At 63.6% G+C, this 24,407-nt stretch carries 21 protein-coding genes; 14 read left to right on the forward strand and 7 right to left on the reverse strand.

The genetic code is table 11. From position 1 onward, the window contains the following. Positions 1–22 precede the first annotated feature (22 nt). From FJ938_RS13790 to FJ938_RS13810, 5 genes are all read right to left on the reverse strand, one after another. Positions 23–1,276 (reverse strand): sugar ABC transporter permease, encoded by a 1,254-nt coding sequence (locus FJ938_RS13790; protein ID WP_140694497.1) that lies wholly within the window; start codon positions 1,274–1,276, stop codon positions 23–25. Then, positions 1,273–2,088 carry an ATP-binding cassette domain-containing protein gene (locus FJ938_RS13795; RefSeq protein WP_140694500.1) on the reverse strand — a complete coding sequence of 272 codons (816 nt, stop codon included), beginning with the start codon at positions 2,086–2,088 and terminating at the stop codon, positions 1,273–1,275. The genes FJ938_RS13790 and FJ938_RS13795 overlap by 4 nt, the downstream gene beginning before the upstream one ends. Positions 2,089–2,169: 81 nt before the next feature. Beyond that, positions 2,170–3,237, reverse strand: a complete 1,068-nt coding sequence (locus tag FJ938_RS13800) for a sugar ABC transporter substrate-binding protein (RefSeq protein ID WP_140694503.1) — start codon at positions 3,235–3,237, stop codon at positions 2,170–2,172. A gap of 240 nt (positions 3,238–3,477) precedes the next feature. Then, the gene (locus FJ938_RS13805) at positions 3,478–4,362 is read right to left on the reverse strand and encodes an AraC family transcriptional regulator (protein WP_140694506.1); all 885 of its coding nucleotides are present in this window, start codon (positions 4,360–4,362) and stop codon (positions 3,478–3,480) included. 420 nt (positions 4,363–4,782) lie between these two features. After that, positions 4,783–5,316 carry a sterol desaturase family protein gene (locus tag FJ938_RS13810; RefSeq protein WP_140694508.1) on the reverse strand — a complete coding sequence of 178 codons (534 nt, stop codon included), beginning with the start codon at positions 5,314–5,316 and terminating at the stop codon, positions 4,783–4,785. 186 nt (positions 5,317–5,502) lie between these two features. Between FJ938_RS13810 and FJ938_RS13815 the strand changes: the two genes are divergently transcribed. The 4 genes from FJ938_RS13815 (at position 5,503) to FJ938_RS13830 (ending at position 10,050) form a co-directional block, all read left to right on the forward strand. Further along, entirely contained in the window at positions 5,503–5,973 is a 471-nt protein-coding gene (locus tag FJ938_RS13815) for an NUDIX domain-containing protein (RefSeq protein WP_140694511.1), read from the forward strand. Positions 5,974–6,046: 73 nt separating this feature from the next. Beyond that, the gene (locus tag FJ938_RS29475) at positions 6,047–6,307 is read left to right on the forward strand and encodes a hypothetical protein (RefSeq protein ID WP_181169084.1); all 261 of its coding nucleotides are present in this window, start codon (positions 6,047–6,049) and stop codon (positions 6,305–6,307) included. 71 nt (positions 6,308–6,378) lie between these two features. After that, positions 6,379–7,239 (forward strand): class I SAM-dependent methyltransferase, encoded by an 861-nt coding sequence (locus tag FJ938_RS13825; RefSeq protein WP_140694514.1) that lies wholly within the window; start codon positions 6,379–6,381, stop codon positions 7,237–7,239. 174 nt (positions 7,240–7,413) lie between these two features. Beyond that, on the forward strand, positions 7,414–10,050 hold the full coding sequence (locus FJ938_RS13830; RefSeq protein ID WP_181169093.1) for an EAL domain-containing protein: 2,637 nt from the start codon (positions 7,414–7,416) through the stop codon (positions 10,048–10,050). 67 nt (positions 10,051–10,117) lie between these two features. On the opposite strand, the gene FJ938_RS13835 is transcribed toward FJ938_RS13830, so the two are convergent. Beyond that, complete coding sequence (locus tag FJ938_RS13835) at positions 10,118–11,302, reverse strand: Gfo/Idh/MocA family oxidoreductase (RefSeq protein ID WP_140694516.1); 1,185 nt, start codon at positions 11,300–11,302, stop codon at positions 10,118–10,120. A 343-nt stretch (positions 11,303–11,645) separates the two neighbouring features. Between FJ938_RS13835 and FJ938_RS13845 the strand changes: the two genes are divergently transcribed. The 10 genes from FJ938_RS13845 (at position 11,646) to copD (ending at position 22,819) form a co-directional block, all read left to right on the forward strand. Continuing rightward, positions 11,646–12,539 (forward strand): MurR/RpiR family transcriptional regulator, encoded by an 894-nt coding sequence (locus tag FJ938_RS13845; protein ID WP_140694519.1) that lies wholly within the window; start codon positions 11,646–11,648, stop codon positions 12,537–12,539. A gap of 339 nt (positions 12,540–12,878) precedes the next feature. Further along, positions 12,879–13,661, forward strand: coding sequence for an SDR family oxidoreductase (locus FJ938_RS13855; protein WP_140613563.1), 783 nt, complete (start codon positions 12,879–12,881; stop codon positions 13,659–13,661). Beyond that, positions 13,658–15,193: a mannitol dehydrogenase family protein gene (locus FJ938_RS13860; protein ID WP_140694521.1), complete on the forward strand. Its 1,536-nt coding sequence runs from the start codon at positions 13,658–13,660 to the stop codon at positions 15,191–15,193. Before FJ938_RS13855 ends, FJ938_RS13860 begins: the two co-directional genes overlap by 4 nt. A 34-nt stretch (positions 15,194–15,227) precedes the next feature. Then, a complete protein-coding gene (locus tag FJ938_RS13865) occupies positions 15,228–16,142 on the forward strand; it encodes a sugar phosphate isomerase/epimerase (protein ID WP_140694729.1) in 915 nt (304 codons plus the stop codon). An 88-nt stretch (positions 16,143–16,230) separates the two neighbouring features. Further along, positions 16,231–17,265, forward strand: coding sequence for an ABC transporter substrate-binding protein (locus FJ938_RS13870; RefSeq protein ID WP_140613565.1), 1,035 nt, complete (start codon positions 16,231–16,233; stop codon positions 17,263–17,265). Positions 17,266–17,510: 245 nt separating this feature from the next. Further along, a complete protein-coding gene (locus FJ938_RS13880) occupies positions 17,511–19,085 on the forward strand; it encodes a sugar ABC transporter ATP-binding protein (protein WP_140694524.1) in 1,575 nt (524 codons plus the stop codon). Next, the gene (locus FJ938_RS13885; protein ID WP_140694527.1) at positions 19,082–20,053 is read left to right on the forward strand and encodes an ABC transporter permease; all 972 of its coding nucleotides are present in this window, start codon (positions 19,082–19,084) and stop codon (positions 20,051–20,053) included. The genes FJ938_RS13880 and FJ938_RS13885 overlap by 4 nt, the downstream gene beginning before the upstream one ends. Positions 20,054–20,315: 262 nt before the next feature. Continuing rightward, the gene (locus FJ938_RS13895; RefSeq protein WP_140694529.1) at positions 20,316–21,302 is read left to right on the forward strand and encodes an ABC transporter permease; all 987 of its coding nucleotides are present in this window, start codon (positions 20,316–20,318) and stop codon (positions 21,300–21,302) included. 176 nt (positions 21,303–21,478) lie between these two features. Then, positions 21,479–21,844, forward strand: a complete 366-nt coding sequence (gene copC, locus FJ938_RS13900; protein ID WP_140611984.1) for a copper homeostasis periplasmic binding protein CopC — start codon at positions 21,479–21,481, stop codon at positions 21,842–21,844. A gap of 105 nt (positions 21,845–21,949) precedes the next feature. Beyond that, positions 21,950–22,819, forward strand: coding sequence for a copper homeostasis membrane protein CopD (copD, locus tag FJ938_RS13905; RefSeq protein WP_181169085.1), 870 nt, complete (start codon positions 21,950–21,952; stop codon positions 22,817–22,819). Positions 22,820–22,905: 86 nt separating this feature from the next. Here the strand turns inward: copD and FJ938_RS13910 are convergent, their stop codons facing one another. Continuing rightward, positions 22,906–24,216 (reverse strand): divalent metal cation transporter, encoded by a 1,311-nt coding sequence (locus FJ938_RS13910; protein WP_140694534.1) that lies wholly within the window; start codon positions 24,214–24,216, stop codon positions 22,906–22,908. Positions 24,217–24,407: the final 191 nt, after the last annotated feature.

Here is a 24,407-nt window from a genome sequence, read left to right on the forward strand (position 1 = left end):
TCTTCATTTCCTGTTGATGGGTTCAGGCTCGGCCATGAGAGACACGCGAGCGGCGTGCCAGCGAGTCGACGATGACTGCGATGGCAAGCACGGCGCCGGTGATCATGTACCGAAGCGACGAGGACAGATCGAGCAGCGTCAGCCCGCTGGCGATCGACTGGATGACGATGATGCCGAGCAGCGCCGAATAGGCACTGCCGCGACCGCCGAAGAGGCTGGTGCCGCCGATGACGGCGGCGGCGATGGCGTTGAGGTTGACGTCGCCGGTGCCGGCCTGCTGGCTGGCCGACGCAAGGCGGGCCGCCGATAGCACGCCGCCGAAAGCGGCCAGCATCGAGCACAGCACGAAGGCGCTGGAATAGATCTGCCCCACGTTGATGCCGGCACGCCGCGCCGCCTCGCGGTTGCCGCCAACCGCCGACATCGAGCGGCCCCATTTGGTCCGCGTCAGCGCGTAGTGCATGGCGATGACCAGGCCGACGAAAAGGCCGAACATCCAGGGAATGCCGCGTGCCTGGTTGAGATAGAAGACGATGAATTCCAGCACGAGCGTCATCGCCACGGCGCGCGTGATCAGGCCACCGCTCGACGGCGCCGACAAATTGGCGGCACGGCGGCGCGCCACGGTGCGCAGGCCGGTGACCAGCATGACGATGCCCGGCACGGCCGCCAGCCCGAAGGAAACCCATTTCGGCATCACCAGCAGCTGGCCGAAATTCACCAGGTTCGAGCCGTAAGGCAGGTTTATCGAGCCGGTCGATCCCAGAATGTAAAGCTGCAGGCCGAGTACCGCGAGCAGGCCCGCCAGCGTCGAGACGAAGCTCGGCATGCCCAGCCGATTGAACAAAAGCGCATAGAGCGCGCCGATGAAGCCGCCGAAGGCGACTGCGGCAAGAATGGCGAGCGCCACCGGCCAGCCCTGGTTGACCCAAAGCGAGCCGACCAGTGCGGAGGCAAAGCCGCTGATCGAGCCGACCGACAGGTCGATCTCGCCGACCATGAGCACACAGACGATGCCGAGCGCGATGACGCCGACGGTAGAGCAGTCAAACAGCAGGTTGACCAGGTTGCTGCTCGACAGGAAGATCGGGTTGATGCTGGCGAACACAGTCCAGATGATGACCAGCCCGACGATGACCGGCAGCGAACCGAGATCACCGGAACGCACGCGATCGGAAAAGGCGCGGATGGTGCCACCGATCCCGGCCTCGTGCCTGACGCGCACATCGGCACGGTCGAGCGGCGCTGGAGCGGGCTTCTGGGCTTCAAGGCTCATGAGTGTTGCTCCTGCGTGTGATCCGGCCTCGCCTGCCGGCGCTCCGCACGCCGCGAAACCGAATTGTTCGACGCGCCGGTGATGGCGCTGACCAGTTCCTGGTTCGAGGCGTCGGGCGTGAAGATACCGTTGTTGCGACCAAGCCGGAGCACGACGATACGGTCGGCCACCGCGCGCACGTCTTCCATGTTATGGCTGATGATGACGACGCCGAGGCCGCGATCGCGCACGCGTTCGATCAGGTTGAGCACCTCGGCCGTCTGCGCCACGCCGAGTGCGGCCGTCGGCTCGTCGAGCAGGATGAGTTTCGGCTCGAGCAGCAGCGACCGCGCGATCGCCACGGTCTGGCGCTGGCCGCCCGACAGCGACGCCACCACCTCGCGCACGCTTGGGATGCGCGCCGACAGTTCGTTGAGCAGCGTCCAGGCGCGCACTTCCATCGCCACTTCGTCGAGCCGCAAGGGGTTGAGCTCGCGGCCGAGAAAGATGTTGGCGACGATGTCGAGGTTCTCGCACAACGCCAGGTCCTGGAACACGGTGGCGATGCCGAGCGTGAGCGCGGCACTCGGGTCGGCAAGCACCACCTGCTTGCCTTGAAAACTGATGGCGCCCGAACTTGGCTGATGCACACCGGCAAGGATCTTGACCAGCGTCGACTTGCCGGCCCCATTGTCGCCCACCAGCGCCACCACTTCGCCGGCATGCACGTCGAGGTCGATGTCGGTGAGCGCCGAGACGGCGCCGAAATTCTTCGAAACACCACGCAGGCTGAGCACCAGCTCGCCTGCCGGATCCGCCGGAGTATCGATCATGCCTGGAACACCTCTTCAAACCAGTTCGGAATATGCGCTGTCCGGCCACGGCCGGACAGCGCAGCAGCTAAAAAGTCGCGGTCAGTTGATACCCAGCTTCTTGCAGCCTTCCGCGTAACGGTCGACGCACAGTTCAGCCGCGGTGTTGATCTTCTTGTCGATGATCTCGGCCTTCAGGTTTTCCTGCGTCACGACAGCAGGCGTGAACAGCTGCGAGGGGGTATCATACAGCGTCGTCTCGGCCTTTGGCGTCTCGCCCGAAAGCAGCTTCACAGCGACGTTCGCCGCCGCGGCCGCCACGATCTCGCTCGGCTTGGAGATGGTGTTGTACTGATCGCCGGCGATGATCAGCTGCAGCGCGGCGATCGTCGCGTCATTGCCGGTCACCGGCGGAACTGGGTCGACACCGGCGGCCTTGAAGGCAGCGATGGCGCCGCCGCCGGTGCCGTCATTGGCGGCAACCACGCCGAGGATCTTCGGACCGAAGCGGGTGATCTGGCCGCCTGTCCATTGCTGCGCCTTCGGCGGCGCCCATTCCGGTGTGTCGAATTCGGCCAGGATCTGGTAGCCGCTGTTGTCCAGTCCCTCATGGATACCCTTCTTGATCAGGCCGGCAGCCGCGTCGGTTGGTGAACCGTTGATCTGCAGCACACCGCCGGTGGCCGGATCGACCTTGAGCGCCTTCAGATGGGCGACCAGCGAATCAGCGATGGCCTTGCCGATGCCTTCATTGTTGAACGAGACATAGAAGTCGGCCGGAGCGGTCGGGATCGGCCGGTCATAGGCGATGACCTTGATGCCCTGGCTTTGCGCGAGCTTGACCAGCGAGGCAGCGGCGGTCGAGTCGACAGGGTCGAGCACGATCGCCTTGGCGCCTTGCGAGATCACCGAGTTGAACTGCTGCTGCTGGCGCGAGACGTCGGCATCGGCGTTCTGGTAGATCACCTTGCAGCCCGGGCACAGCTTCTTCATCTCGGCGGCGAAGCCGGGATAATCGTGCTGCTCGTAGCGGGTCGAGGCCTGGTCGGGCATCAGGAAGGCAACCGTGGCATCGGTGACCTCGGCGGCACGGACGCTGGCAGCGGTGCCGGCCAGCAGCGACAGCGCGAGCGCCGCCATGCCGGTCGACTTTATTGAAATTCTGGTCATTCGGTCTTCTCCGTTTCTGGATATGGTTGTAAGAAGGTCGTTGACTGCTTTGTGTAGAGACGCGACCTTTCCTGGTCCCAACTGGTATTGGGACCAGGGCCGGGAGGCGGCCTTTCCAGGCTGCGCCGACATCCTCCTGGCGCGGAGGATTTCCCGGACAAGCGCTCTCCATCGCGGACCGCTTCCTTGCGGTCCACGTCCTCATGTCGAAAACTGTATCTCCTCCCTTGGCTCCTCCCGTTAAGCGGCTTTTCCCGCGTTGATATTGTCGGCCAGCAGGCGTCTGAAACGCGAGGGCGGCATGCCCTTCTCCGCCAGGAATTGCCGGTTGAAATTGGACAGGTTGTTGAAGCCCACCTCGTAGCAGATGTCGGTGATCGAGGCCTGCTCGTCGCTCATGAGTATCTGGCAGGCAAGATTGATGCGCAGCCGCTTGACATACTGCACCAGCGACATGCCGGTGTGGCGGCGAAACGAACGCGAAAACGCGCCGGTCGATTGCCCGGCGATGGCCGCAAGGTCGGCCTCATCGAACAGCTGCGTCAGATTTTCCCTGATATAGGCGAGTGCTTTGTTCATGCCGGCTGTCATGTAGCCGGAGGGGTCGGGCCGGTAACTGGCGCTGGCCAGCAGCCGGATTTCCTGGGCGCGGCTGAGCAGGCCCGCGATCATCATGAACAGCTCGATGCGGCGCACGCCCTGCGCCTGCATCATCTCTTCCATCAGCGGCGCCAGCTCCTTGTTGGTGCGGGCGGAAAACAGCACGCCGCGCCGCGATGCCTCGAGCAGCGGGCCCAGCCCCGCGAGCTCCGGCAGAATATGCATGGCATCGCCGATGAAACTCTCCGAGAACTGGATGATGCGACCGCGCAGTGGAATGGAACTGTCGCGCGGAATGTCGCTGACCCAATTGTGCGGCAGGTTGGGTCCGGTCAGCACCAGATTGCCAGGCTCGAACTCGCCGATGAAGTCTCCCACGAAATACCGGCCGCTGGTGAAGATCACCTGATGAAGCTCGTATTCGGGATGGAAATGCCAGCGCACTGTGTGGAAGGGATAGCCGTGCGACCACGCTTTGAAAGACTCACCGCGTCTGATCTGGACAACTTCCAGGTCCGGTTCCATGTCCGTTTCCTCCCGGGCCGGCACGGATCATTGCCGCATTCGGCCCCAATTCCCTAAACCGGCCGAATTGGTTTCGGCTCTGCATTTCGAAACCACGGTACCGGCTCGTTTGAGCAGGCGCCACCACGATTCAGGGCAGCGGATGATACTTTTTTGACCGGGAGGGGATGCGGGGAAGCGATATTCGGACAGCCTTGCTGATTGCCGCGCAATGGTTCGCGCCGGCACCGAGAGGGGGCCACCGCCTACCCTCGTCCTGGCGCGTTGCCGCGGTCGATCTGTAGGCCCAGATCACCAAGCCCGCGCCGCCATGCAAGTTCCGTGATCGTAGGCATGTGCGCCATCACCCGAGGCCCTGCTTCAGCAGCTGTTCGAAGTTCGCGCCGCCATGGCTGGCCAGAGCCGAATTCCAAACAGTGTTCAGAGCCGTGCCGTGCCGAAAACCCGGTCCCAGAAAATCGACGTCACGCCGAAATTGGCGGTGTCATCGACATGGTGGTGCACCGCGTGGCGGCGCTTGAGCGTGTAAAGGTAGCTCGGATGGCTGGGGTGCCAGTGATGGATCATGTGGTGGACGCTGATGTACCAGAGATAGCCCAGCATCAGGCCGCAGCTCACCGCGCTCGCGGCCACGAAGCCGGAAACCAACCAGACAGGCAGGAACGCGACCAGCGCATGGACGCCCAGGCTGAGCCAGGTCGGCGTGCCCACCGAGCTGCGCTCCTCGACATGATGGCGGTCGTGCAGATCCCTGATCCAGGGAATGTGGTGAAGGACGAAGCGGTGCAGGACGTATTCGATCAAAGTCCACAGGCCAAGGCAGACCAGCATCGTGCCGATCCAGTCCGGCGCGCTCTCTTCTCCGGCCTCGATCAGCCCGGCCACCCCCAATATGGCGATGACCAGGGGATAGACCACGAAGTCGCTGTAGTAGCCGATCAGACCCAGTTGCATTCGGACGCCCCACTGACTTTCGACGCCAAAACGATGCTATCAGATTGCCGAACTCGCTGGTGAGGTGCAATGCAGATGCATCTGAAATAGCGTCGCAATTCCCTGATGCAAGGATCGGCACCCATCATCCCGGACGAATCAGATGGCGGCCGAAGTCGCACCGGCGCCACAAACGGACATGCAAAAATGGCAAAACGCAGTGCGGGATTGCTGATCTATCATCGACGCGATGGCGATATCAGGGTGCTTCTGGTTCATCCCGGCGGACCGTTCTGGGCGAAGAAGGACGATGGCGCCTGGTCGATCCCGAAGGGCCTCGTCGGCGAAGACGAGGATGAGCTCGCGGCAGCGCAACGCGAAACCGAGGAAGAGCTCGGCCTCAAGGTGGAAGGCCCGTTCGAGCGTCTCGGCGACTACAGGCAGCCGGGCGGCAAGATCGTTGTGGCCTGGTCCGCCGAAACCAGAACCGGGATCGATGTGGCCACGATCAAGAGCAACATCTTCACGATGGAATGGCCGCCGCGGTCCGGGTCGATGAAGGAATTTCCGGAGGTCGACAGAGCGGGTTGGTTCAGCCTGCCCGAGGCCGAGGTCAAGATCCTTGCCGGCCAGCGGCCGATGCTGACGGATTTGTTAGCGCAGTTGGATGGCGCGTGATTGTCTCCCTGCCTTTTGTGGGGCCGAGGAGACCCGTGGCTCGCCCCGGCACCAGCGTGCGCGCATTCTCGCCATGGACGGAGAACCGCAATTCCTCTGGCCGCCTGCCGGACCATTCGAGCCCGGCTCTGTCGCGATGGATGCGCACGGACAGATCATTGTAGCGGTCGACGAAGTCTGGCTGGCCAGGATCGTGCCGCGTGCTGCGTCCGTCCAGCGCACCTCGCCGAACCGGGGAACCTCCTGCCAACAGCTGTTTCGCCACCGAGCCGATGACGGCGATCGTCTCGATCTCGGGAATGGGCGCCGCAACGGGCGCGACTTCCGGGATTGACGCGCATGTCTGCTCGCTGCAATGTCTATTAACCAGCTGTTAACCTTGCGACGGCGGAGATCGGGGGCACTTTGGAACCGTTTCTGGACGCGAACCTGCTGAATTGGGACGATCGGGCCGAAATACACGCGACCGACAGAACAGGCAGCTACCGCATCGAGAATGTGCTGGCTGGCGGATCCAATCTCTATGAGCTGGAAACGCGCGAGGTCGGAGACATTTTCGGCAAGGACATCGTCCATCTGCAATGTCATATCGGGCTTGACACGATCAGCCTGAGGAATCTCGGCGCGGGCAGCGTGACCGGCCTGGACTTTTCACCGAGGGCGATCGCTGCGGCGCGGGATTTCGCCTCCAAGGCAGGCAGTGACGTTCGCTTCGTGGAGGCGCCGCTATACGAGGCGGTCGAAGCGCTCGACCAGACCTATGACGTGGTCTACGTCACCTGGGGGTCGGTGAACTGGCTTGACGATGTCTTTCGTTGGGCGCGGGTGGTCGCCGATCTTCTGCGGCCCGGCGGCCGGCTGTACATGGCCGAGGGCCATCCCTTGATGTTCCAGTGCAATCGCAAGGCTGCCGCCCTCGAATTGAAGGACGACTGGCGAACGCCGGTGGCGCGACCGCTCGCCTGGAACGAGAAGCAGACCTATACCGGCGATGAACGAACCTTGAAGCATCCTCGATACTATGAGTGGATCCATCCGATCAGCGATGTGGTGAACGCGCTGATCGCAGCGGGGCTGACGCTCGATTTTCTCAACGAGCATGACACGGTTTCCTGGAAGCATTTTTCTTTCGCGGTGAGGGCCGGCAAGGATATGTACGGTCTGCCCGAAAAAACTGCAAAGATTCCAATGGCCTATTCAATTGGAGCAACCAAGCGCGGCGTCGGGACGTATCGGATCGTCCAGAAAAAAGTCGATAGCCACTAAGCCGCTATGTGGCGAGTGCTGGTGCGATTGCCCGCGCCAGCGCCGAAGGCGCAAAAATTTTAAAGACTGTGAAGGCCAAAATTAAGTTATTGCGAACTAATATTCCCTTATGAGGCTCACCCGGAGAGCCTGACAAGCACAGGGAATCTCGCCCTATTGGCTCTTTTCGCCAAAATGCTAGGCCGCGTAAGGGGGGCCGTATTCTCGCCGGCAAGGATCCCGGTGGGGATTGCGATTGTGGTTATTGCCGTTTGCGCGGCGTTCGCGGACCATCAGAACAGGATCGTTGCGGACCAGGCCGCCCGCGTGGATGTGCTGGCCAAGGTCAATGTCATTCGCGCCAAGCTCGAAGGAAACATTAATGGCAACCTTCAGCTGGTTCGAGGTCTGGTCGCCGCGGTCACGACCGAACCATACATGGGAGAGCAACGCTTCACGGAACTTGCCAGCCGCCTGTTCAGCGAAGAGTCCCAACTTCGCAATATTGCCGGCGCGCCCGACCTGGTCATTTCCTTGATGTACCCGATGGCCGGCAACGAGAAGGCCATCGGTCTCGATTACCGCAAGAACGACCAGCAGCGCGCGGCTGCCCTGCGTGCGCGCGACGAGCGCAAGCTCGTTCTCGCTGGCCCGGTCGATCTGGCGCAGGGAGGACAGGCTTTCATCGGTCGATTCCCGGTATTCGTAAAAAGCGCGGGCAACACCGACCGGTTCTGGGGCATTGTTTCCGCGGTCGTCGACGTGCAGCGCCTTTACCAGGCGACGGGTCTCCTCGACAAGAATCTCGGGATTGACGTGGCGCTCATCGGCAGTGATTCCTCTGGCGCGAAGGGAGTCCAGTTCTTCGGTGACGAGAGAGTCATCAAAAACAATCCGGTGACGGCCGACGTTCTGCTCCCGTCGGGCTCCTGGCAGATCGCCGCCATTCCCAAGAACGGTTGGCCCGCCACTCCCGCCAACGCATGGCTGCTGAGGGCGATCATGGCGGCAGCGGCCGCACTGATCTTGATCCCCTTCCTGGCGGCAGGCCGCCTTATCGACGAGAGGCAGCGAAACTACTGGGAACTGCATCGGCTGTCGCGACGGCTGGAACTTGCTCTGGAGGCGTCGGCCATCGGAGTATGGGAGCACGACCTCGAAACCAACCATCTCACGTGGGACGATCGGGTCAACGAGATCTATGGCAGAGAGCCCGATGGCGGATCGCGCGGATATTCGGACTGGGCCGGAGCCATTCATCCTGCCGATCTGCCTGGCGCGCTTGCGGATTTCGACAAGGCAGTGGCCGGGCGAAGCACATATTCGTCGGAATACCGGATTGTTCGGCCGAACGGCGAAATTCGTCACGTCCGGTCCACGGCGATCTTCTACGAGATCGCAAACAATTCGCCTCGAATGGTCGGCGCGGAGTGGGACGTGACGGCAGACGTCTTGCTGAATACCGATCTGGTTCGCGCAAAACAGCTGACCGAGTCGAAAAATACCGAACTCGAGGCTGCCAAGGCGCGCATAGAACACATCGCCCTGCACGATTCGCTGACGGATTTGCCCAATCGGCGTTATCTGGACCAGGTGCTGGAAGATCATGCGGCAAAGGCCAGACTCGACGGCGGCTGCGCGGCGCTGCTTCACATGGATCTGGACCGCTTCAAGCACATCAACGATACGCTTGGTCATGCGGCGGGCGACGCAATGCTGGTACACGCGTCGTCCGTTCTCAAATCCAACGTCGGCGACCGCGGTTTTGTCGCTCGGATTGGAGGAGACGAATTCATCGTGCTCTGCACGGTGCACGGCGATGTCGGCCAGGCCGCGGCGCTCGCCGACAACATCATCGAGCAGATGCGCAGACCTGTTTATTACCACGGCCATCAATGTCGGTTTGGCGTCAGCGTCGGAATTGCGATCGACAATGATAGTGACGCCGATGCCAGGCAGTTGCTGGTGAATGCCGATATTGCCCTCTACCGGGCAAAGACGCGGGGCCGCAACCGCTATGAATTCTTCAGTGGAGAACTGCAAAGCGAAATCGTAAACACGAAGAGAGTTGCCGACGAGATTCTAGCCGGTCTCGAGCGAGACGAATTCATCGTATTCTACCAGCCTCAATTCGATGCAAAGACCCTGGAGATCGTCGGCGTTGAAGCGCTGGCGCGGTGGAGGCATCCAGAGAAGGGGATTCTGACGCCTGACGCTTTCCTGAAGACCGCTGAAGAACTGAACGTCGTGTCGGAGATAGACCGGAAAGTCCTCCAGCAATCGCTTGTGGATTTCGAAGCGTGGTCCGCCGACAAGATCGGTATTCCGCGCGTGTCAGTCAACGTATCGGCACGACGCCTTCAAGACGAGGAACTCCTGAAGAGCTTGCGTGACCTCAACATCAGAAAGGGGACTTTTTCCTTTGAACTCGTCGAGTCGATCTTCCTCGACAACAATGATGATCTGGTCACATGGAACGTCGAGCAGATCAAGGAACTCGGCATCGACATCGAAATCGACGATTTCGGCACCGGTTATGCCTCTATTGTCAGCCTGCTCAAATTGCAGCCTCGCCGCCTGAAGATAGATCGTCAGTTGGTGGACCCTATCGTGAACTCACCCCAGCGACGGCAGGTCGTCTCGTCGATCATCGAAATCGGCAAATCCCTAGGTATCGAGATCATAGCCGAAGGCGTCGAGACGATGAAGCACGCACGTGTGCTCAAAGGGCTTGGCTGCGACATATTGCAAGGCTACGCATTCGGGCACGCAATGGATTCCGACCGGCTGAGAAGCTTTGCTCGATCTCGACGGTTGCCCGTGGCAAGCTAGAGCAATTCCAGGAAAAGTGCGTAGCGGTTTTCCGTCCGGAATTGCGTATCAGAAAGCGTCGTGCGCCTCAGCCAAACCGCGCAGCCGTCCACGCCCCGCCCGCCGCGTTCGACTCCACCGCCGCGGCGACGAACTTCACGCCGCGCGCGCCGTCGACGACATCGGGAACCCGCGCCGCGTGCGCTGGATCGACCACGCCGCCCGACCGATGGGCGCGGATGATGTCGGCGGCGTCGCGGTAGAAATTGGCGAAGGCCTCGATATAGCCCTCGGGGTGCGCCGCCGGCATGCGTGAGACGCGCCGGCTTTCCTCGGTCGAGCCATGGCCGCCGCGCACCAGCGTGCGGGTTTCCTCGCCATATCGGGAGAAGCGCAATTCCTCCGGCCGGCCACCCGACCATTCGAGGCCGGCTCTGTCGCCATAGATGCGCACGGAGAGGTCGTTGTAGTGGCCTGGCGACGTCTGGCTGGCCAGGATCGTGCCGCGCCCCCCACCCGTCCAGCGCACCAGTACATGCGCGTTGTCGTCGAGCCGACGCCCCGGCACGGCGGTGAACAGGTCGGCCGACACAGCCTCGGCCTCGCGGCCGCTGATGTAGCTCGCCAGGTTGAAGGCATGCACGCCGATATCGGCCAGCACCGCCGACTGCCCTGCCCTTGCCGGATCGGTGCGCCATTCCGCCTGCTTCTGGCCCTCGGCGTCGATCGGCTTGGTCAGCCAGTCCTGGATATAGGCGCCATGCACGGACACGATGCGGCCGAGCTCGCCCGCCATCACCATTTCGCGCGCCTGGCGCACCATGGCGTAGCCGGTGTTGTTGAGGGTGACGACGAAGCGCCGCTTTCGCGCCCGCGTCAGCGCCACCAGCGCCTCGGCGTCGCCAAGCGTGGTCGACAGCGGCTTGTCGCAGATGACGTCGATGCCGGCCTCGAGGAAGGCGGTGGCGATCGGCGCGTGCAGATGATTGGGCGTGACGATGACGACCGCCTCGATGCCGTCCGGCCGCGCGGCTTCCGCCCTGGCCATGGCGTGGTAGTCGGCATAGCTGCGCTCCGGCGCGATGCCGATCTCGGCGGCCGAGGCGGCGGCATTCTCCGGATCGGACGACAGCGCCCCGGCGACCAGCACGATCTGGTCGTCGAGCCGCATGGCCAGCCGATGCACGGCGCCGATGAAGGCATTGCGCCCGCCGCCGACCATGCCGACCCTCAGGCGCTTCCCCGCCGATCCGTCCGATGTTGCGTAGACCATGTTGTTCTCCTCCGGCTATCTAGCCAATTCCTCGGCATAAAAGGTTTTGGGTCAGTACCCACCGTCGAGTTCTGTGGCGCCCCTCTCTGTCCTGCCGGACATCTCCCCCACTTGGGGGGAGATTGGCAACGTCAACTGCGGCGCCTTCATGCGATGGTGGTAGTTGGCGAAAGTAGAGGCGACGTCCGATCTCCCTCCTTGTGGGGGAGATGTCCGGCAGGACAGAGGGGGGCGCCGTAGAGCACCACCTTTGAACCGTTCGCATCCAAGACCACAATTCGCCATCGAACAGGATTTCCAATTTCCATATTGTAAAACGATCGTGCCGCGCTAGCCTGAAATCATGAGCGGGGCGCGCAAATCATCCGGTCGATCCAGTGCCGACGAGGCCGCGACGCGCAAGCGCGGGCGCTCGCTGGCGGCATTGGGCTATATCCAGCCGCAAACCTATGAGGAACTGCGCGCGGTGCTGTCGTCGGGCACCGTGCATTTCCCCAAGCGGCTGCGCCAGGTGGCGATCTTCCTTTGGCAGCACCCGAGCGACGTCGCGCTCGGCACCATCGCGCAGGTGGCGGCCCAGGCCGGCGTGCAGCCCTCGACGCTGGTGCGCTTCGCGCAGATCTTCGGCTATTCCGGATTTTCCGATTTCCAGGGCCTGTTCAAGGAGCATGTGAAGGGCTCGTGGCCGGAAGGGCGTGGCGAACAGCGCAGCGAGGCCGAGCCCAATGCTCGGCTGCATTTCCTGCACGGCATGGTCGGCGCCTCGCAAGCTTCGCTTGGCCGCATCGAGGCCGGCTTGGACGTCGGGAGTTTCGAGAAGATGGTGACGCTGCTGGCCGCCGCCGACCTGATCTATGTCATCGGCTCCAAGCGCGCCTTTCCCGTCACCGCCTATGTGTCGCTGACGCTCTCGCAGCAAGGCGTGCGCAACGTGCTGGTCGACAATGTCGGCTCGACCGCGCTCGACCAGGTCGGCTGCATCGGCAGCCGGGACGCCGTGCTGGCGGTCTCCTTCAGCCCCTACAATTCGATCACGCCCGACCTCGTCGCCGTGGCGCATGAGCGCAAGGCCCGCATCGTCACCATAACCGACAGCACCTTCAGCCCGCTGACCCGGCTGTCGGACAGCTGGCTGGAGGTGGTGGAATCCGACTTCGCCGGCTTCCGCTCGCTGGCCGCCTCGCTGGCGGTCGGCATGGCGCTGGTCCATGGCGTGGTGGCGCGGCGCGGCAAGTAAGGCATTGAGGCAATCGCCTTTCGTCAATGACAGTTCCGACCATCAACTGCCAAAGTCAGCGCCGCCCCTCATCGCCCTGCCGGGCACTTCTCCCCGTATAGTGACGGGGAGAAGGGGCTGGCAGCAAGGCAGGCGACCGCATCGCAAGGTCGATAATTGGCGAAAGTGGCGACGAGCTCTCCTCTCCCCGTCCCTATACGGGGAGAGGATGCCGGCAGGCAGGTGAGGGGCAGCGCCAACCAGCAGCGATTGTCCTGTGAACCCACGCTGAAACAATTGACTATCTGGGAACCATCGTTCGATATTTCAAAAAATAGAAACTTTGTTCCGGGAGGAGGAATGGAGATCAGGCTCGACGGCAAGGTGATTTTGGTCACCGGGTCGACGCAAGGCATCGGCCGCGCCATCGCCGAGACGCTGGCGCGCTCCGGCGCGGCGGGCCTTCTGGTCACCGGCCGCGACAAGATGCGTGGCGACGCCGTGGCGGCGGAGCTTTCGCAATTGGGCACGCCGACCGTCTTCGTCGCCGCCGACCTTGCGGATCCGCAAGCCCCTGCCCTCCTGGCGCAATCCTGCATAGAGCGGTTCGGCCGCATCGACGGTCTCGTCAATGCCGCCGGCCTCACCGACCGTGCCTCCTTCCTCGATGCCAGCCTCGACGACTGGGCCTCGTTGTTCGCCGTCAATGCCCGCGCGCCCTTCTTCCTGATGCAGGCGGTCATCGCCGACATGAAGAAGCGCGGACAGGGCGGCGCTATTCTCAACATCCTGTCGATCAACGCGCATTGCGGCGCGCCCGAACTCGCCGTCTATTCCGCCACCAAGGGCGCGCTGGCGACGCTGACCAAGAATGCCGCCAACGCCCACCGTTTCGACCGCATCCGCGTCAACGGCATCAATGTCGGCTGGACCGACACGCCCGCCGAACGCGTCATGCAGGCCGAGACGCTCGGCCACGGTCCGGGCTGGCTCGACGCCGCCAATGCCGCGCAGCCATTCGGCAGGCTGCTGACGCCACACGATATCGCAAATCTTGCCGTCTTCCTGCTCTCCGATGCCGCCGGCCCGATGACCGGCGCCGTGATCGATCAGGAGCAGTCGGTGATCGGGGCGAACCGGTGAACGCTTTGCCTGAAACGCTCGGGCCCGAGTTGCTGGAGAGGCTTCCCGCCACCGTCCAGAGGCCGGCCTACGACCGCGCCGCGCTCCAACCCGGTATGGCGCATCTGGGCGTCGGCGCCTTCCACCGCTGCCATCAGGCCGAATACACGGATGATCTTTTGTCGCGCCAGTTCGACCGCTGGGGCATTGTCGGCATCAACATCCGCCCGCCTCACCTCGCCAAGACGCTGGGCCGCCAAAGCGGGCTCTACACCAGGCTGATCCGAGAGAACGATCACGTCGAGGCGCGCGTCATCGGCAGCATCGTGAAGGTGGTGGACAGCCAGGACAGCGCCGGACCAGCGCTCGACGTGCTCTCCTCACCCGACATCGAACTGGTGACGATGACGGTGACCGAGAAAGGCTATTGCCATATCCCGTCGAGCGGCGAGCTTGATCTCGGTCACCCCGACATCGTCCATGACCTTGCCAACCCGGAGACACCGCGCAGCGTGCCCGGCATCCTCACGCGGGCGCTGGAGTTGCGCCAAGCCACGCATGGTCAGCCGCTGACGCTGCTCTCCTGCGACAACATCCCGACCAACGGCGTCATCCTGGAGACTGTGGTGCGGACCTTTGCCGAACGGCGCGGCAACGGCCTGGCCGACTGGATCGCAGCCAAAGCCGCCTTCCCCTCCGCCATGGTCGACCGTATCGCGCCGGCGGTGACGCAGGACGATCTCGACAGCGTCGAGCAATGGTTCGGCTATCACGACGGCGCCGTCGCCGTCGGCGAACCGTTCCGGCAGTGGGTGATCGAGAAAAAGTTCGCCGGTCGCACGCCGCGCTGGGATCTGGTCGGCGCGACCTTCGTCGACGATGTCACGCCGTTCGAGCATCTCAAGATGCGGGTGCTGAACGGTGCGCAGACGACGCTCGCCACGCTCGGCGTGCTGGCCGGGCTCGAACACACGTCAGATGCCGTCGCCGACCCGCTGCTGTCGGTCTTCGTGCGCCGCATGCTGGTCGAGGAGACACTGCCGACGCTGATGCCGGTGCCCGGCATGGAGCCGTTGGCCTATGTCGAGCAGAGCCTGGGCCGGCTGAAGAACACCGCGATCCGGCACCGCAACCACCAGATCGCCACCGATGGTTCGCAAAAGATCGTCCAGCGCCTGCTCAATCCGATCCGAGACCGGCTAAGCCGGGGCGCCAGCGTCAGACTGCTCTCGGTGCCGGTCGCCGGCTGGATGGCCTATCTGATCCAGGCCTCGGAATGCTTCGGCAAGCTCTGGCCGGTGTCGGATCCCTATGCCGGCAAGGTCGCCGCGATTGCCGACGCCACCGGCCGCGATGCGCCGGCGCTGGCTTCGGCCATCCTGGCCATCGACACGATTTTCGACCCCGGCCTTGCCGCGAACGCTGCATTTCGCGAGGCCGTGATTTCGGCGCTGGGCGAGCTGCTTTCCGGCGATCCAATGGCAGCCGTCCGGCACAGTCTTGAACAAGATGAGGTCGCGAGGTTGAAGCGATCCAAACAATCGGCATTATAGGCATCGGTCGTGAGCCACGGCCAGGGGAGGCATGATGAAACTTGGACTGCTCACCGCACCCTTCGCGGAGACGCCGCTTGGCGATGTCGCCGGCTGGGCCAGCTCGGTCGGCTTCGAGGCGCTGGAAATCGCCTGCTGGCCGAAATCCTCCGGCGCCAGCCGCCGCTATGCCGGCACCAGCCATATCGACGCCGCCTCGACCTCGCCCGCACAGGCCAGGGAGATCGTCGCCTCGCTGGCGGACAAGAACATTTCCGTTTCCGGCCTCGGCTATTATCCCAACCCGCTGCATCCCGATGCCGCGCACCGCGAGGCGGTTATTGCCCATCTGAAGAAGGTGATCGTGCTGGCCGCCAATATGGGCGTGCCGGTGGTCAACACTTTCTGCGGCGGCGATGCCTCCAAGCCCGTCGATGTCAACTGGCAGGACGCGCTGAAAATCTGGCCCGAGATCGTTGCCTTCGCGCGCGGACATGGCGTCAAGCTCGCCTTCGAGAACTGCCCGATGATCTTCAGTTACGACGAATGGCCGGGCGGTCACAACATCGCCTATTCGCCGCAGGTCTGGCGCCGGATCCTGGAGACCTGGGGCGGCGAAATCGGCATGAATTTCGACCCCTCGCATCTGGTCTGGCAGATGATCGACCAGGCCCGCTTCATCAGGGAGTTCGGCCCCTACATGCTGCATGTCCACGCCAAGGACCTGATGATTGATCATGATGGTTTGTACGAGCGCGGAATCCTATCGGCTGGCATAGGCTGGCAGGTGCCGCGCATGCCGGGGCTGGGCGATGTCGACTGGAGCGGCTTCTTCTCCGGACTCTATCGTGCCGGTTATGACGGATCCATCATCATCGAACACGAGGACAGGCGATTTGAAGGCAGCGACGATCAAGTGAAGCGTGGCTTCCTGCTTGCCCGCGACGTGCTGCGCCCCTTCGTCAAATGAATTGAAGCGCGCTGCGTGACTCAGTTTGTCAGCGGCGTGCTTTAACGAGTTGAACTGGAACTGAAAAACAATGTGGAGGAGTACTGAAATGAAGAAAACCCTGACCATGGTCCCGCTGCTTGCGGGTGCTGCCCTGCTGGCTTCGGTGGGCGTCTCGTCCGCCGCCGGCAAATACACGATCGGCATCTCCAACACCGTGCAGGGCAATGGCTGGCGCGAGGAGATGGTCTGCGCCATGAAAGCGCAGGCGCTGGCCTCCGGCGAAGTGGCAAAACTCAACATCGCCCACCGCAACACCGATGCCGCCGGCCAGTTGGAAGACATCCGCAACCTGATCAGCGCCAAGGTCGACGCCATCGTCGTCAACCCCGCCGATCCGGCCGGCATCAAGGCGGGGCTTGAGGAAGCCACCAAGGCCGGCATCGTCGTCGTCGCCGTCGACCAGGCGGTCACCGAACCATCGGCCTACATCATCTCCAACAACCAGGAACAATATGCCTATCTCGGCGCCAAGTGGCTGTTCCAGCAGATGGGCGGCAAGGGCGAAGTGTTCTACATGCGCGGTGCGGCCGGCGCTTCCGCCGACAGCGATCGCGACAAAGGCTTCAAGAAGGCGCTGGCCGAATTCCCTGACGTAAAGGTCGCTCAGGAAGTCTTCACCGGCTGGCAGCAGGACCAGGCCAAGCAGCAGATGCTGTCGTTCCTGGCCACCGGCACGCCGTTCAACGGCGTGTGGACCTCGGGCATCGACAACGTCATCGTCGACGCCCTGGTGGAATCGCAGGCGCCGCTGGTGCCGATCGTCGGCGCCGACAATGCCGGCTTCGTCGGCCAGTTGAGCTCGGTCAAGGGCCTCGTCGGTGCGGCGGTGACCAATCCCGGCTCGATCGGCGGTGCGGGCGTCACACTGGCGCTGCAGATCCTCGACGGCAAGAAGCCGGCGGAGCACACCGTGCTGGTGCAGCCGCAGCTGTGGGAAAACGCCACCGACGAAGGCAAGGCCAAGCTGAAGGCAGCGGCGGATCCGTCGCTCAGCCCCGAATGGCCGGTCTCGATCATGATCCCGGACTGGACGACCTATACCAAGGACCAGATCGTCGCCTGCAAGGGCCCGGGCGAGTAATTGGGCTGCTGACGGCCATCCGTCGGCGCCGCCCCTCACCTGCCTGCCGGCATCCTCTCCCCGTATAGTGACGGGGAGAGGGACACTCGTCGTCGATTTCGCCACCCTTCAACGTTTCGAGAAGGGCACCAGCGTCGCGGCCAGCCTCTCTCTCCCCGTTTTACGGGGAGAGATGTCCGGCAGGACAGTGAGGGGCGGCGCCGACCTTTGCACTGATTTGGTCCCACAACCGAGACCCGAACGATTTGACCGCAAATCCCCTCCTCGACGCCTCCGGCGTCGCCAAGAATTACGGCGCGGTCGCCGCGCTGCGCAATGCGTCGCTGTCCGTGCTACCGGGCGAGGTGCATGCGCTGATGGGCGCCAACGGCGCCGGCAAGTCGACGCTGGTGAAGATCCTGACCGGAGCGATTTCAGCCAATGCCGGGCACATCCTGATCCGTGGCGAGGCCCGCGACATACGCTCGCCCGCCGCCGCGCGCCGCGCCGGCCTGCTGCCTGTCTACCAGGAGCCGTCGCTGATCCCCGATCTCGACGTGCTGTCCAATCTGCGGCTCACCGGCACGCCTATCGAGCCGTTCCGCGCCTGGGTGCGCGAACTCGGCATTGCCGATCTCGACCTCCGCGACACCGCGCGCGACATTCCGCTGGCCATTCTGCGCGTGCTCGACCTCGCCCGTGCGCTCGCCGTCGAGCCCGATGTGCTGCTGCTCGACGAGATGACGGCGGCACTGCCCGCCAACCTCGCCGAAAAAGTGCTGGAAGTGGTGCGCCGCCAGGGCGATAGCGGCCGCGCCGTGATCTTCATTTCGCACCGCTTCGTCGAAATCTCGGCGCTGTGCGACCGCGCCACCGTGCTGCGCGACGGGGCAACCGTCGGCGTCGTCGACATCGAGCCGGGCGTGGAAGAAAAGATCGTCGAGCTGATGCTCGGCACCCGCATCGTCAAGACCCACGTCGCCGCCCGCACCGCCGCCCAGAAGGCAGCGCCCGCCCCTGCCCGCCCCCGGCTTGCCGTACGCAATCTGCGCGTCGGCACCAAGCTCAGCGACGTCTCCTTCGATCTCGCCGATGGCGAGGTGGCCGGCGTCGTGGCACTGGAAGGCCAGGGCCAGGACGAATTGTTCGCAGCCCTTGCCGGCTCGATCAAGCCATCTGGCGGCACGATCGAGGTCGACGGCCAGCCGGCGAAGTTTTCTCACCCCATCGACGCCATCCGTGCCGGCATCGCCTATGTGCCGGGCGATCGTTCCGAGGCGCTCGCCATGCAGCGTTCGGTGCGCGAGAACATCGCCCTTCCCTTCAGTGCGGCTCTTCGCAACTGGGGGCCTATTCGTATGCGCAGGGAGCGCGCCACGGTACTCAGCGCCATCCAGCGGCTGCAGATCGACACCCGTGCGCAAGGCGAGGTGCAGCGCCTGTCCGGCGGCAACCAGCAGAAGGTGACGATCGCCCGCTGGATCGCCGCCGATGCCCGCACCATCCTGTGCTTCGACCCGACGCGCGGCATCGACGTCGGCACCAAGCAGGAGATCTATAAATTGCTGCGCGAGCTCGCCGGCCACGGCAAGTCGGTGCTGTTCTATACGTCCGAACTGGAAGAGGTGCAGCGCGTCTGCGACCGCGTCATCGTCATCTTCGGCGGTCGCCTCGTCGACATCTTCCCGGTCGAGGAGGCCGACGAGCCGGCGCTGATGCGCGCCGCCTACGGCCTGCCGCGCGGCGCCAAGGCCGATATCGGCATTCTGGCCGATCCCTCGGCGAATCCATCGGATTCGACGTCGGGAAATGCCTCCGATACGCCGGAGGCCGCGCCATGAGCCATTTCCTGCGCCGTCAGGGCTGGGTGATTGGCCTGTTGGCCCTGCTGATCGTTCTGTTCATTGTCACCAAGCTGATCCAGCCGGGCTATGGCAGCGGCGATTTCGGCTCGCTGGCGCGCGCCGTCTTGCCCTATGCTTTCGCTGTCGCCGCGCAGACCGTGGTTGTCATCGCCGGCGGCATCGATCTGTCGGTCGCCGCCATGATGGCGCTGACCAGCGTCACCGCCGCCTCGATGATGGCGGGCGCATCGGAAGAATACGCGCTGTTCGTCGTGTCCTTCGTGCTCGCCATGGGCTTCGTGCTCGGCGCGCTCAATGGCCTGCTCATCGTCGTCACCCGCGTGCCCGACATCGTCGTCACCCTCGCGATGCTCTTCGTGCTGCAGGGTGCCGCCCTCCTGGTGCTCGAAGCGCCCGGCGGCGCGGCCGCCGAGTGGCTGAAGGCGCTGATCTCGGGCACCGTGCCGATACCGGGCCTGCCCGACGCCATCGACGCCTGGGTCCCGAAGGCGCTGCCGGTGCTGATCGTCTGCCTCGCGATCATCTGGATACCGCTCAGGCGCTCGCGCCTTGGCCTGTCCATCTACGCCATCGGCTCCAGCGAACTGGCGGCGTTCCGCAGCGGCGTACCGGTCAAGCGCACTCGCATCATCGCCTATGCGCTGTCGGGCCTGTTCGCCGCCTTCGGCGGACTGGCGCTGACCATGAGCACCGGCATCGGCGCCCCCATCCCCGGCCCTTATCTCCTGGCCAGCGTCGCGGCCGTGGTGCTGGGCGGCGTGGCGCTCGGCGGCGGCAAGGGCGGCCTGCTCGGCCCCATCGTCGCCGTCTTCGTGCTGCGCCTGGTGCGCACCGACCTGACGCTACTCGCCATCGACCCCAACGTCACTGCCATCATCGAAGGCCTGATCATGGTCGCCGTGGTGATGTTCGGGGCGTTCATCACGATGCGGGGGCGGCAATGATGAAGGGTGTGATGCTGGCAAATGAGCGTGGCGATCCTTCGCGCCCCCCTCTGTCCTGCCGGACATCTCCCCCACCAGGGGGGAGATTGGCAGCTTCGGCGCTCCGCTCAATCTTGCAATGTGGACAATTGACGAAAGCCGCGATGACAGCTGATCTCCCCCCAAGCGGGGGAGATGTCCGGCAGGACAGAGGGGGGCGCCGTAGAGCGCCTTCCTCCAAGAACACCATCGGCCCAACCTAATCGCGAACAGGAGCCGCCGCATGAGCACCACCGCGATCACGCCCCAGCCCGTTCCCTTTGGCCGCCGGATAAAGCGCTTCATGGCCGACCGGCCGCTGGTCCCGCTGGTCATCCTGCTCGTCATCCTGGTGGTGATCCTGCAGATCCTGCGCCCCGGCATCGTCAACGAGCGCTGGATCGCCAACACCATCAAATTCGCCATTCCGCTGGCGATCCTCGCCGGCTGCCAGACCATGACCATGCTGACCGGCGGCATCGACCTGTCGGTGGGCACCGTGGCGACGATGAGCGCCTTCATCATGGCGACGCAAATCGTCAACCAGGACCCTGCCGTGGCGTTCCTGCTGGCGATGATGCCGGCGGTGCTGATCGGCCTGGTCAACGGCATCGGCGTCGGCGTCTTCCGCGTCCACCCGCTGATCATGACGCTGGGCACCAGCCTGATCGGCACCGGCTGCCTGCAGGTCTACCAGCGCACGGTGATCGCGTCGGGCGCCAGGATACCGGATTTCCTCAACTGGCTGGGCACCGGCGTCACCTGGGGTTTCCCAAACGCCCTGCTGCTATACGTGCCGCTGGCCGCCCTCATCGTCTTCACGCTGGCGCGCACCGGCTTCGGCCGTCTGCTCTACGCCGTCGGCGACAATGAGCACGCCACGCGCCTCTCCGGCGTGCAATACTGGCAGGTGATCACCGCGCTCTACATCACCTCGAGCGTGCTCGCCGGCATAACCGGCCTGCTCTATATCGGCCTGATCAAGGCCCCGTCCCTGTCGCTCGCCGAACCGCTGGTTCTGCCCTCGGTCGCCGCCGCGGTGATCGGCGGCACCTCCATCTTCGGCGGCCGCGGCGGCTACACCGGCACCATCATCGGCGCACTCATCCTGACCGTTTTGACGACGCTGCTGACGATCTTGCAGATGCCGGAAGGTGCGAGACGGATCCTGTTCGGGCTGATCGTGCTGTTCGTGACGGCGGCGTATCTGCGGATTGTGGATGAGCGATAGAGAACAAACGGCTGATTCGAGCCGGAAGCCGACACCTGCCGCCCGATGGCTGCAATTCGCGAGGGGCGGTGCAGGCCCGGATCACGCGTTTGTTTGACGCCTTGGCCTTAAATGCCTTGCTCTTGGGCTTGGAAATGTCGCGTTATCCCGTTCTTAGGACACCAAGGAACAGATCCATGCGCAACATCTTGCTCGCAGCTGCTTTCATCGCCGCCTCCGCCACGCTTTCGAGCACCGCCTGTGCCCATGCCCATCTGGAAGCTGCCCAGCCGCCGATAAACGGCACGGTGAAAGATGCTCCTACCGAACTTGATCTCAAATTCAGCGAGGAGCTCAACCTGAAGTTCACCGGCGTAAACGTCACCGGACCGGACAAGAAGCAAGTCGAGACCGACGGCGACATGCTGATGGACGGCGACAAGACGTTCATGGTCGATCTTCCCGCCGGGCTCGCCGCCGGCACCTACAAGGTCGAGTGGCATGCGCTGTCGCGGGACGGCCACAAGACGCATGGCGACTACAAGTTCACCGTGAAGCCGTGATCGATCAAAGGGGCCCACGATCATGCCCCCTCTTTTCGCTTTCGTGATGACGGACCGCCCAATGTTGCCTCCCCCGGCCGCCCGATGATGCCGGACACTTTCCTCATGGCCTGCCGCTTCGTTCACGATGCGGCGCTGATGATGCTCTGGGGCGGCTTCGGCTACCTTGCGGCGCTTGTGCCTCGGCGCCTGGCCGGGCCGATCGCCGACCGGCTGGCTGGTTCCCGCCTCGTTGCGGTCGGGCTTGCGCTGGCCACCACGCTTCTCGCCCTGCCGATCCAGACCGCCATGATCGGCGACGGCTGGACCGATGCGGTGAACGGGCGGGTACTGACCGATGTGCTGATGACGACCAGCGTCGGGACGGCATGGCTGGCGCAGCTCGCGGCTGTCGTCATCCTTGTCTTTTCGCAATTGTCTCCTGCCCGCTTCAAGACGGCGGCGACCGCCGGCGCGGCAGCGCTCTGTCTGGCGGCGCTCGCCTTCAGCGGACATGCGGTCATGCAGGACGGCTGGCAAGGCGTTGTTCATCCGCTCAACGACGTCCTGCACGTGCTTGCCGCCGGCGCATGGATAGGCGCGCTGCCGCCGCTGCTCATTGTGCTCGCGCAATTCGGCCAGCCGCCCTTCAAGGCCGACGCGACGGTAGCGCTGCGCCGCTTCTCGACTGCCGGCCACTGGGCTGTCGCGCTTGCGATCCTGTCCGGTATCGGCAATAGCCTGTTCATCGTCGGCTGGCCACTCGGCATCTCCCCTACCTACCGGGCGCTGCTGACGGCAAAGATCGTCGTCGTCTTCCTCATGACGGCGGCAGCGATCCTCAACCGCTATTGGTTCGTGCCGCGCCTCGGCCGACATCGCGCCTCCGCCCTCGCCGCAATCCGGACAGGCACGCTGGCCGAGATAGGCCTCGGCCTTGCCGCGATCTTGCTCGTCTCGATCTTCGGCTTGCTCGATCCGATTGGCGGGAACTGATCGAGTCGCCTCACCATGGCGCGGTGTCCATCTCGTGCCAGAGCCGACTGTGCGACATCACCGTCGAAAAACCGAGAAGCGGTAGCTCAGAGCACCCATTGCAAGACCAAGCCCAGGACACAGAGCGACATGACCAGCGTGGATAACCATCCAAGCGCGCGTAGCCAGCCTTGCACGGGGAATTCTCCCATGATCTCCCGGCGATGCGTCATCTGCATCATGACCGCCATCACCGGCACCGCACAGACGCCATTGATCACGGCACTCCAGTAAAGCGCCTTGATGGGGTCGATCGGTGTGAACATGATCCCCATCCCCAAGGCCCCGGCGCTCGCCAGGGTGGCGTAGAAGGCGACGGCTTCCTTGGGCCGGCGCTCAAGACCGACTGGCCAGCGAAAAGCTTCGCCCACCGCGTAGGCGGCTGAGCCTGCGAGGACAGGCACGGCGAGCAGCCCGGTGCCGATGATTCCAGCGGCAAAGATTACGAATGCGAAACGGCCGGCCACCGGCTCCAAGGCCTTTGCGGCGTCTGTCGAAGAACCGATATCCGTCACCCCGGCCTTGTGCAGGGTTGCGGCACTGGTGATGACGATGGCGATCGCGATCAGATTCGAGAAGGCCATTCCCATCAGCGTGTCGGCGCGGATGCGTGAAAACGCCGGCGAGGCCTGCCAAGGCGCCCAACGGAGTGGCTTGGCCTTGGGATCGAGTTGCTGTTCCTCGACTTCTTCCGAGGCTTGCCAGAAGAACAGATAAGGCGAAATGGTCGTGCCCAGGATTGCAAGCAGCGTCGTGAAAAAGGTCTCGTTCCAGCTTATGCGGGGAATCAGAATACCGCTTGCCGCCTCACCCCATGGTACATGCGCGAGGAAAAGGGCACCGACATAAGCGAACAGGCTGAGTGTCGTCCATTTGAGGACGGTGACGTATTTCGAATAGTTCAGGAACACGATCGCCGAGATGCAAATCGCACCGAAAAGGACGACATAAAGCGAGCTCGGGCCACCAACCAGGAGCTTTAGAGCGTCGCCCATGGCGCTGAGATCAGCCCCGATGTTGACGACGTTGGCGACAAACACCAGCGTAACGACAAACCACGATAGCGAAACCGGGTAGTGTCGGCAGAGATTGCCGGATATGCCCCGCCCCGTGGTTCGGCCTAACCGCGCCGCTATCTCCTGGATCGCCGCCATGAGAGGGAAAGTGAAGAGGAGCGTCCAGCTGATAGAGAACCCGAGTTGCGCTCCAGCCTGGCTGTAGGTGCCGATGCCTGAGGGATCGTCGTCGGAGGCGCCGGTGATGAAACCCGGGCCGATGGTCCGCAGGAGGCGCTGAAATGGTCCTTTTGCCAAGACGTTGCTTTGGTCCTTGGCGACTTTGGCGCTGAGATCGGTCATGATTGCCCTCGCGCCCCTCAACGACGGCCGACCACATTGGTTTCATAATGCTAATAAAAAGCGTGGCTTACCAAGGTGCGAGCCATCGGCACTGAGACTGCGCTCGTGCTGGTTTATGGCTTGGGCCACTTACCAAGCCCAGGCGCCGGCCGACCAAGTTCCGTGCTGGCCGAATTGGTCTGACCGGCGCG

This window comes from Mesorhizobium sp. B2-4-14 (genome assembly GCF_006442155.1).
GTDB lineage: Bacteria > Pseudomonadota > Alphaproteobacteria > Rhizobiales > Rhizobiaceae > Mesorhizobium.

Coding starts and splice junctions, on each gene's coding strand:
- FJ938_RS13790 (WP_140694497.1), bottom strand. CDS start 1,276: ATGAGCCTTGAAGCCCAGAAGCCCGCTCCAGCGCCGCTCGACCGTGCC.
- FJ938_RS13795 (WP_140694500.1), bottom strand. CDS start 2,088: ATGATCGATACTCCGGCGGATCCGGCAGGCGAGCTGGTGCTCAGCCTG.
- FJ938_RS13800 (WP_140694503.1), bottom strand. CDS start 3,237: ATGACCAGAATTTCAATAAAGTCGACCGGCATGGCGGCGCTCGCGCTG.
- FJ938_RS13805 (WP_140694506.1), bottom strand. CDS start 4,362: ATGGAACCGGACCTGGAAGTTGTCCAGATCAGACGCGGTGAGTCTTTC.
- FJ938_RS13810 (WP_140694508.1), bottom strand. CDS start 5,316: ATGCAACTGGGTCTGATCGGCTACTACAGCGACTTCGTGGTCTATCCC.
- FJ938_RS13815 (WP_140694511.1), top strand. CDS start 5,503: ATGGCAAAACGCAGTGCGGGATTGCTGATCTATCATCGACGCGATGGC.
- FJ938_RS29475 (WP_181169084.1), top strand. CDS start 6,047: ATGGACGGAGAACCGCAATTCCTCTGGCCGCCTGCCGGACCATTCGAG.
- FJ938_RS13830 (WP_181169093.1), top strand. CDS start 7,414: ATGCTAGGCCGCGTAAGGGGGGCCGTATTCTCGCCGGCAAGGATCCCG.
- FJ938_RS13835 (WP_140694516.1), bottom strand. CDS start 11,302: ATGGTCTACGCAACATCGGACGGATCGGCGGGGAAGCGCCTGAGGGTC.
- FJ938_RS13845 (WP_140694519.1), top strand. CDS start 11,646: ATGAGCGGGGCGCGCAAATCATCCGGTCGATCCAGTGCCGACGAGGCC.
- FJ938_RS13855 (WP_140613563.1), top strand. CDS start 12,879: ATGGAGATCAGGCTCGACGGCAAGGTGATTTTGGTCACCGGGTCGACG.
- FJ938_RS13865 (WP_140694729.1), top strand. CDS start 15,228: ATGAAACTTGGACTGCTCACCGCACCCTTCGCGGAGACGCCGCTTGGC.
- FJ938_RS13870 (WP_140613565.1), top strand. CDS start 16,231: ATGAAGAAAACCCTGACCATGGTCCCGCTGCTTGCGGGTGCTGCCCTG.
- FJ938_RS13885 (WP_140694527.1), top strand. CDS start 19,082: ATGAGCCATTTCCTGCGCCGTCAGGGCTGGGTGATTGGCCTGTTGGCC.
- FJ938_RS13895 (WP_140694529.1), top strand. CDS start 20,316: ATGAGCACCACCGCGATCACGCCCCAGCCCGTTCCCTTTGGCCGCCGG.
- copC (WP_140611984.1), top strand. CDS start 21,479: ATGCGCAACATCTTGCTCGCAGCTGCTTTCATCGCCGCCTCCGCCACG.
- copD (WP_181169085.1), top strand. CDS start 21,950: ATGGCCTGCCGCTTCGTTCACGATGCGGCGCTGATGATGCTCTGGGGC.
- FJ938_RS13910 (WP_140694534.1), bottom strand. CDS start 24,216: ATGACCGATCTCAGCGCCAAAGTCGCCAAGGACCAAAGCAACGTCTTG.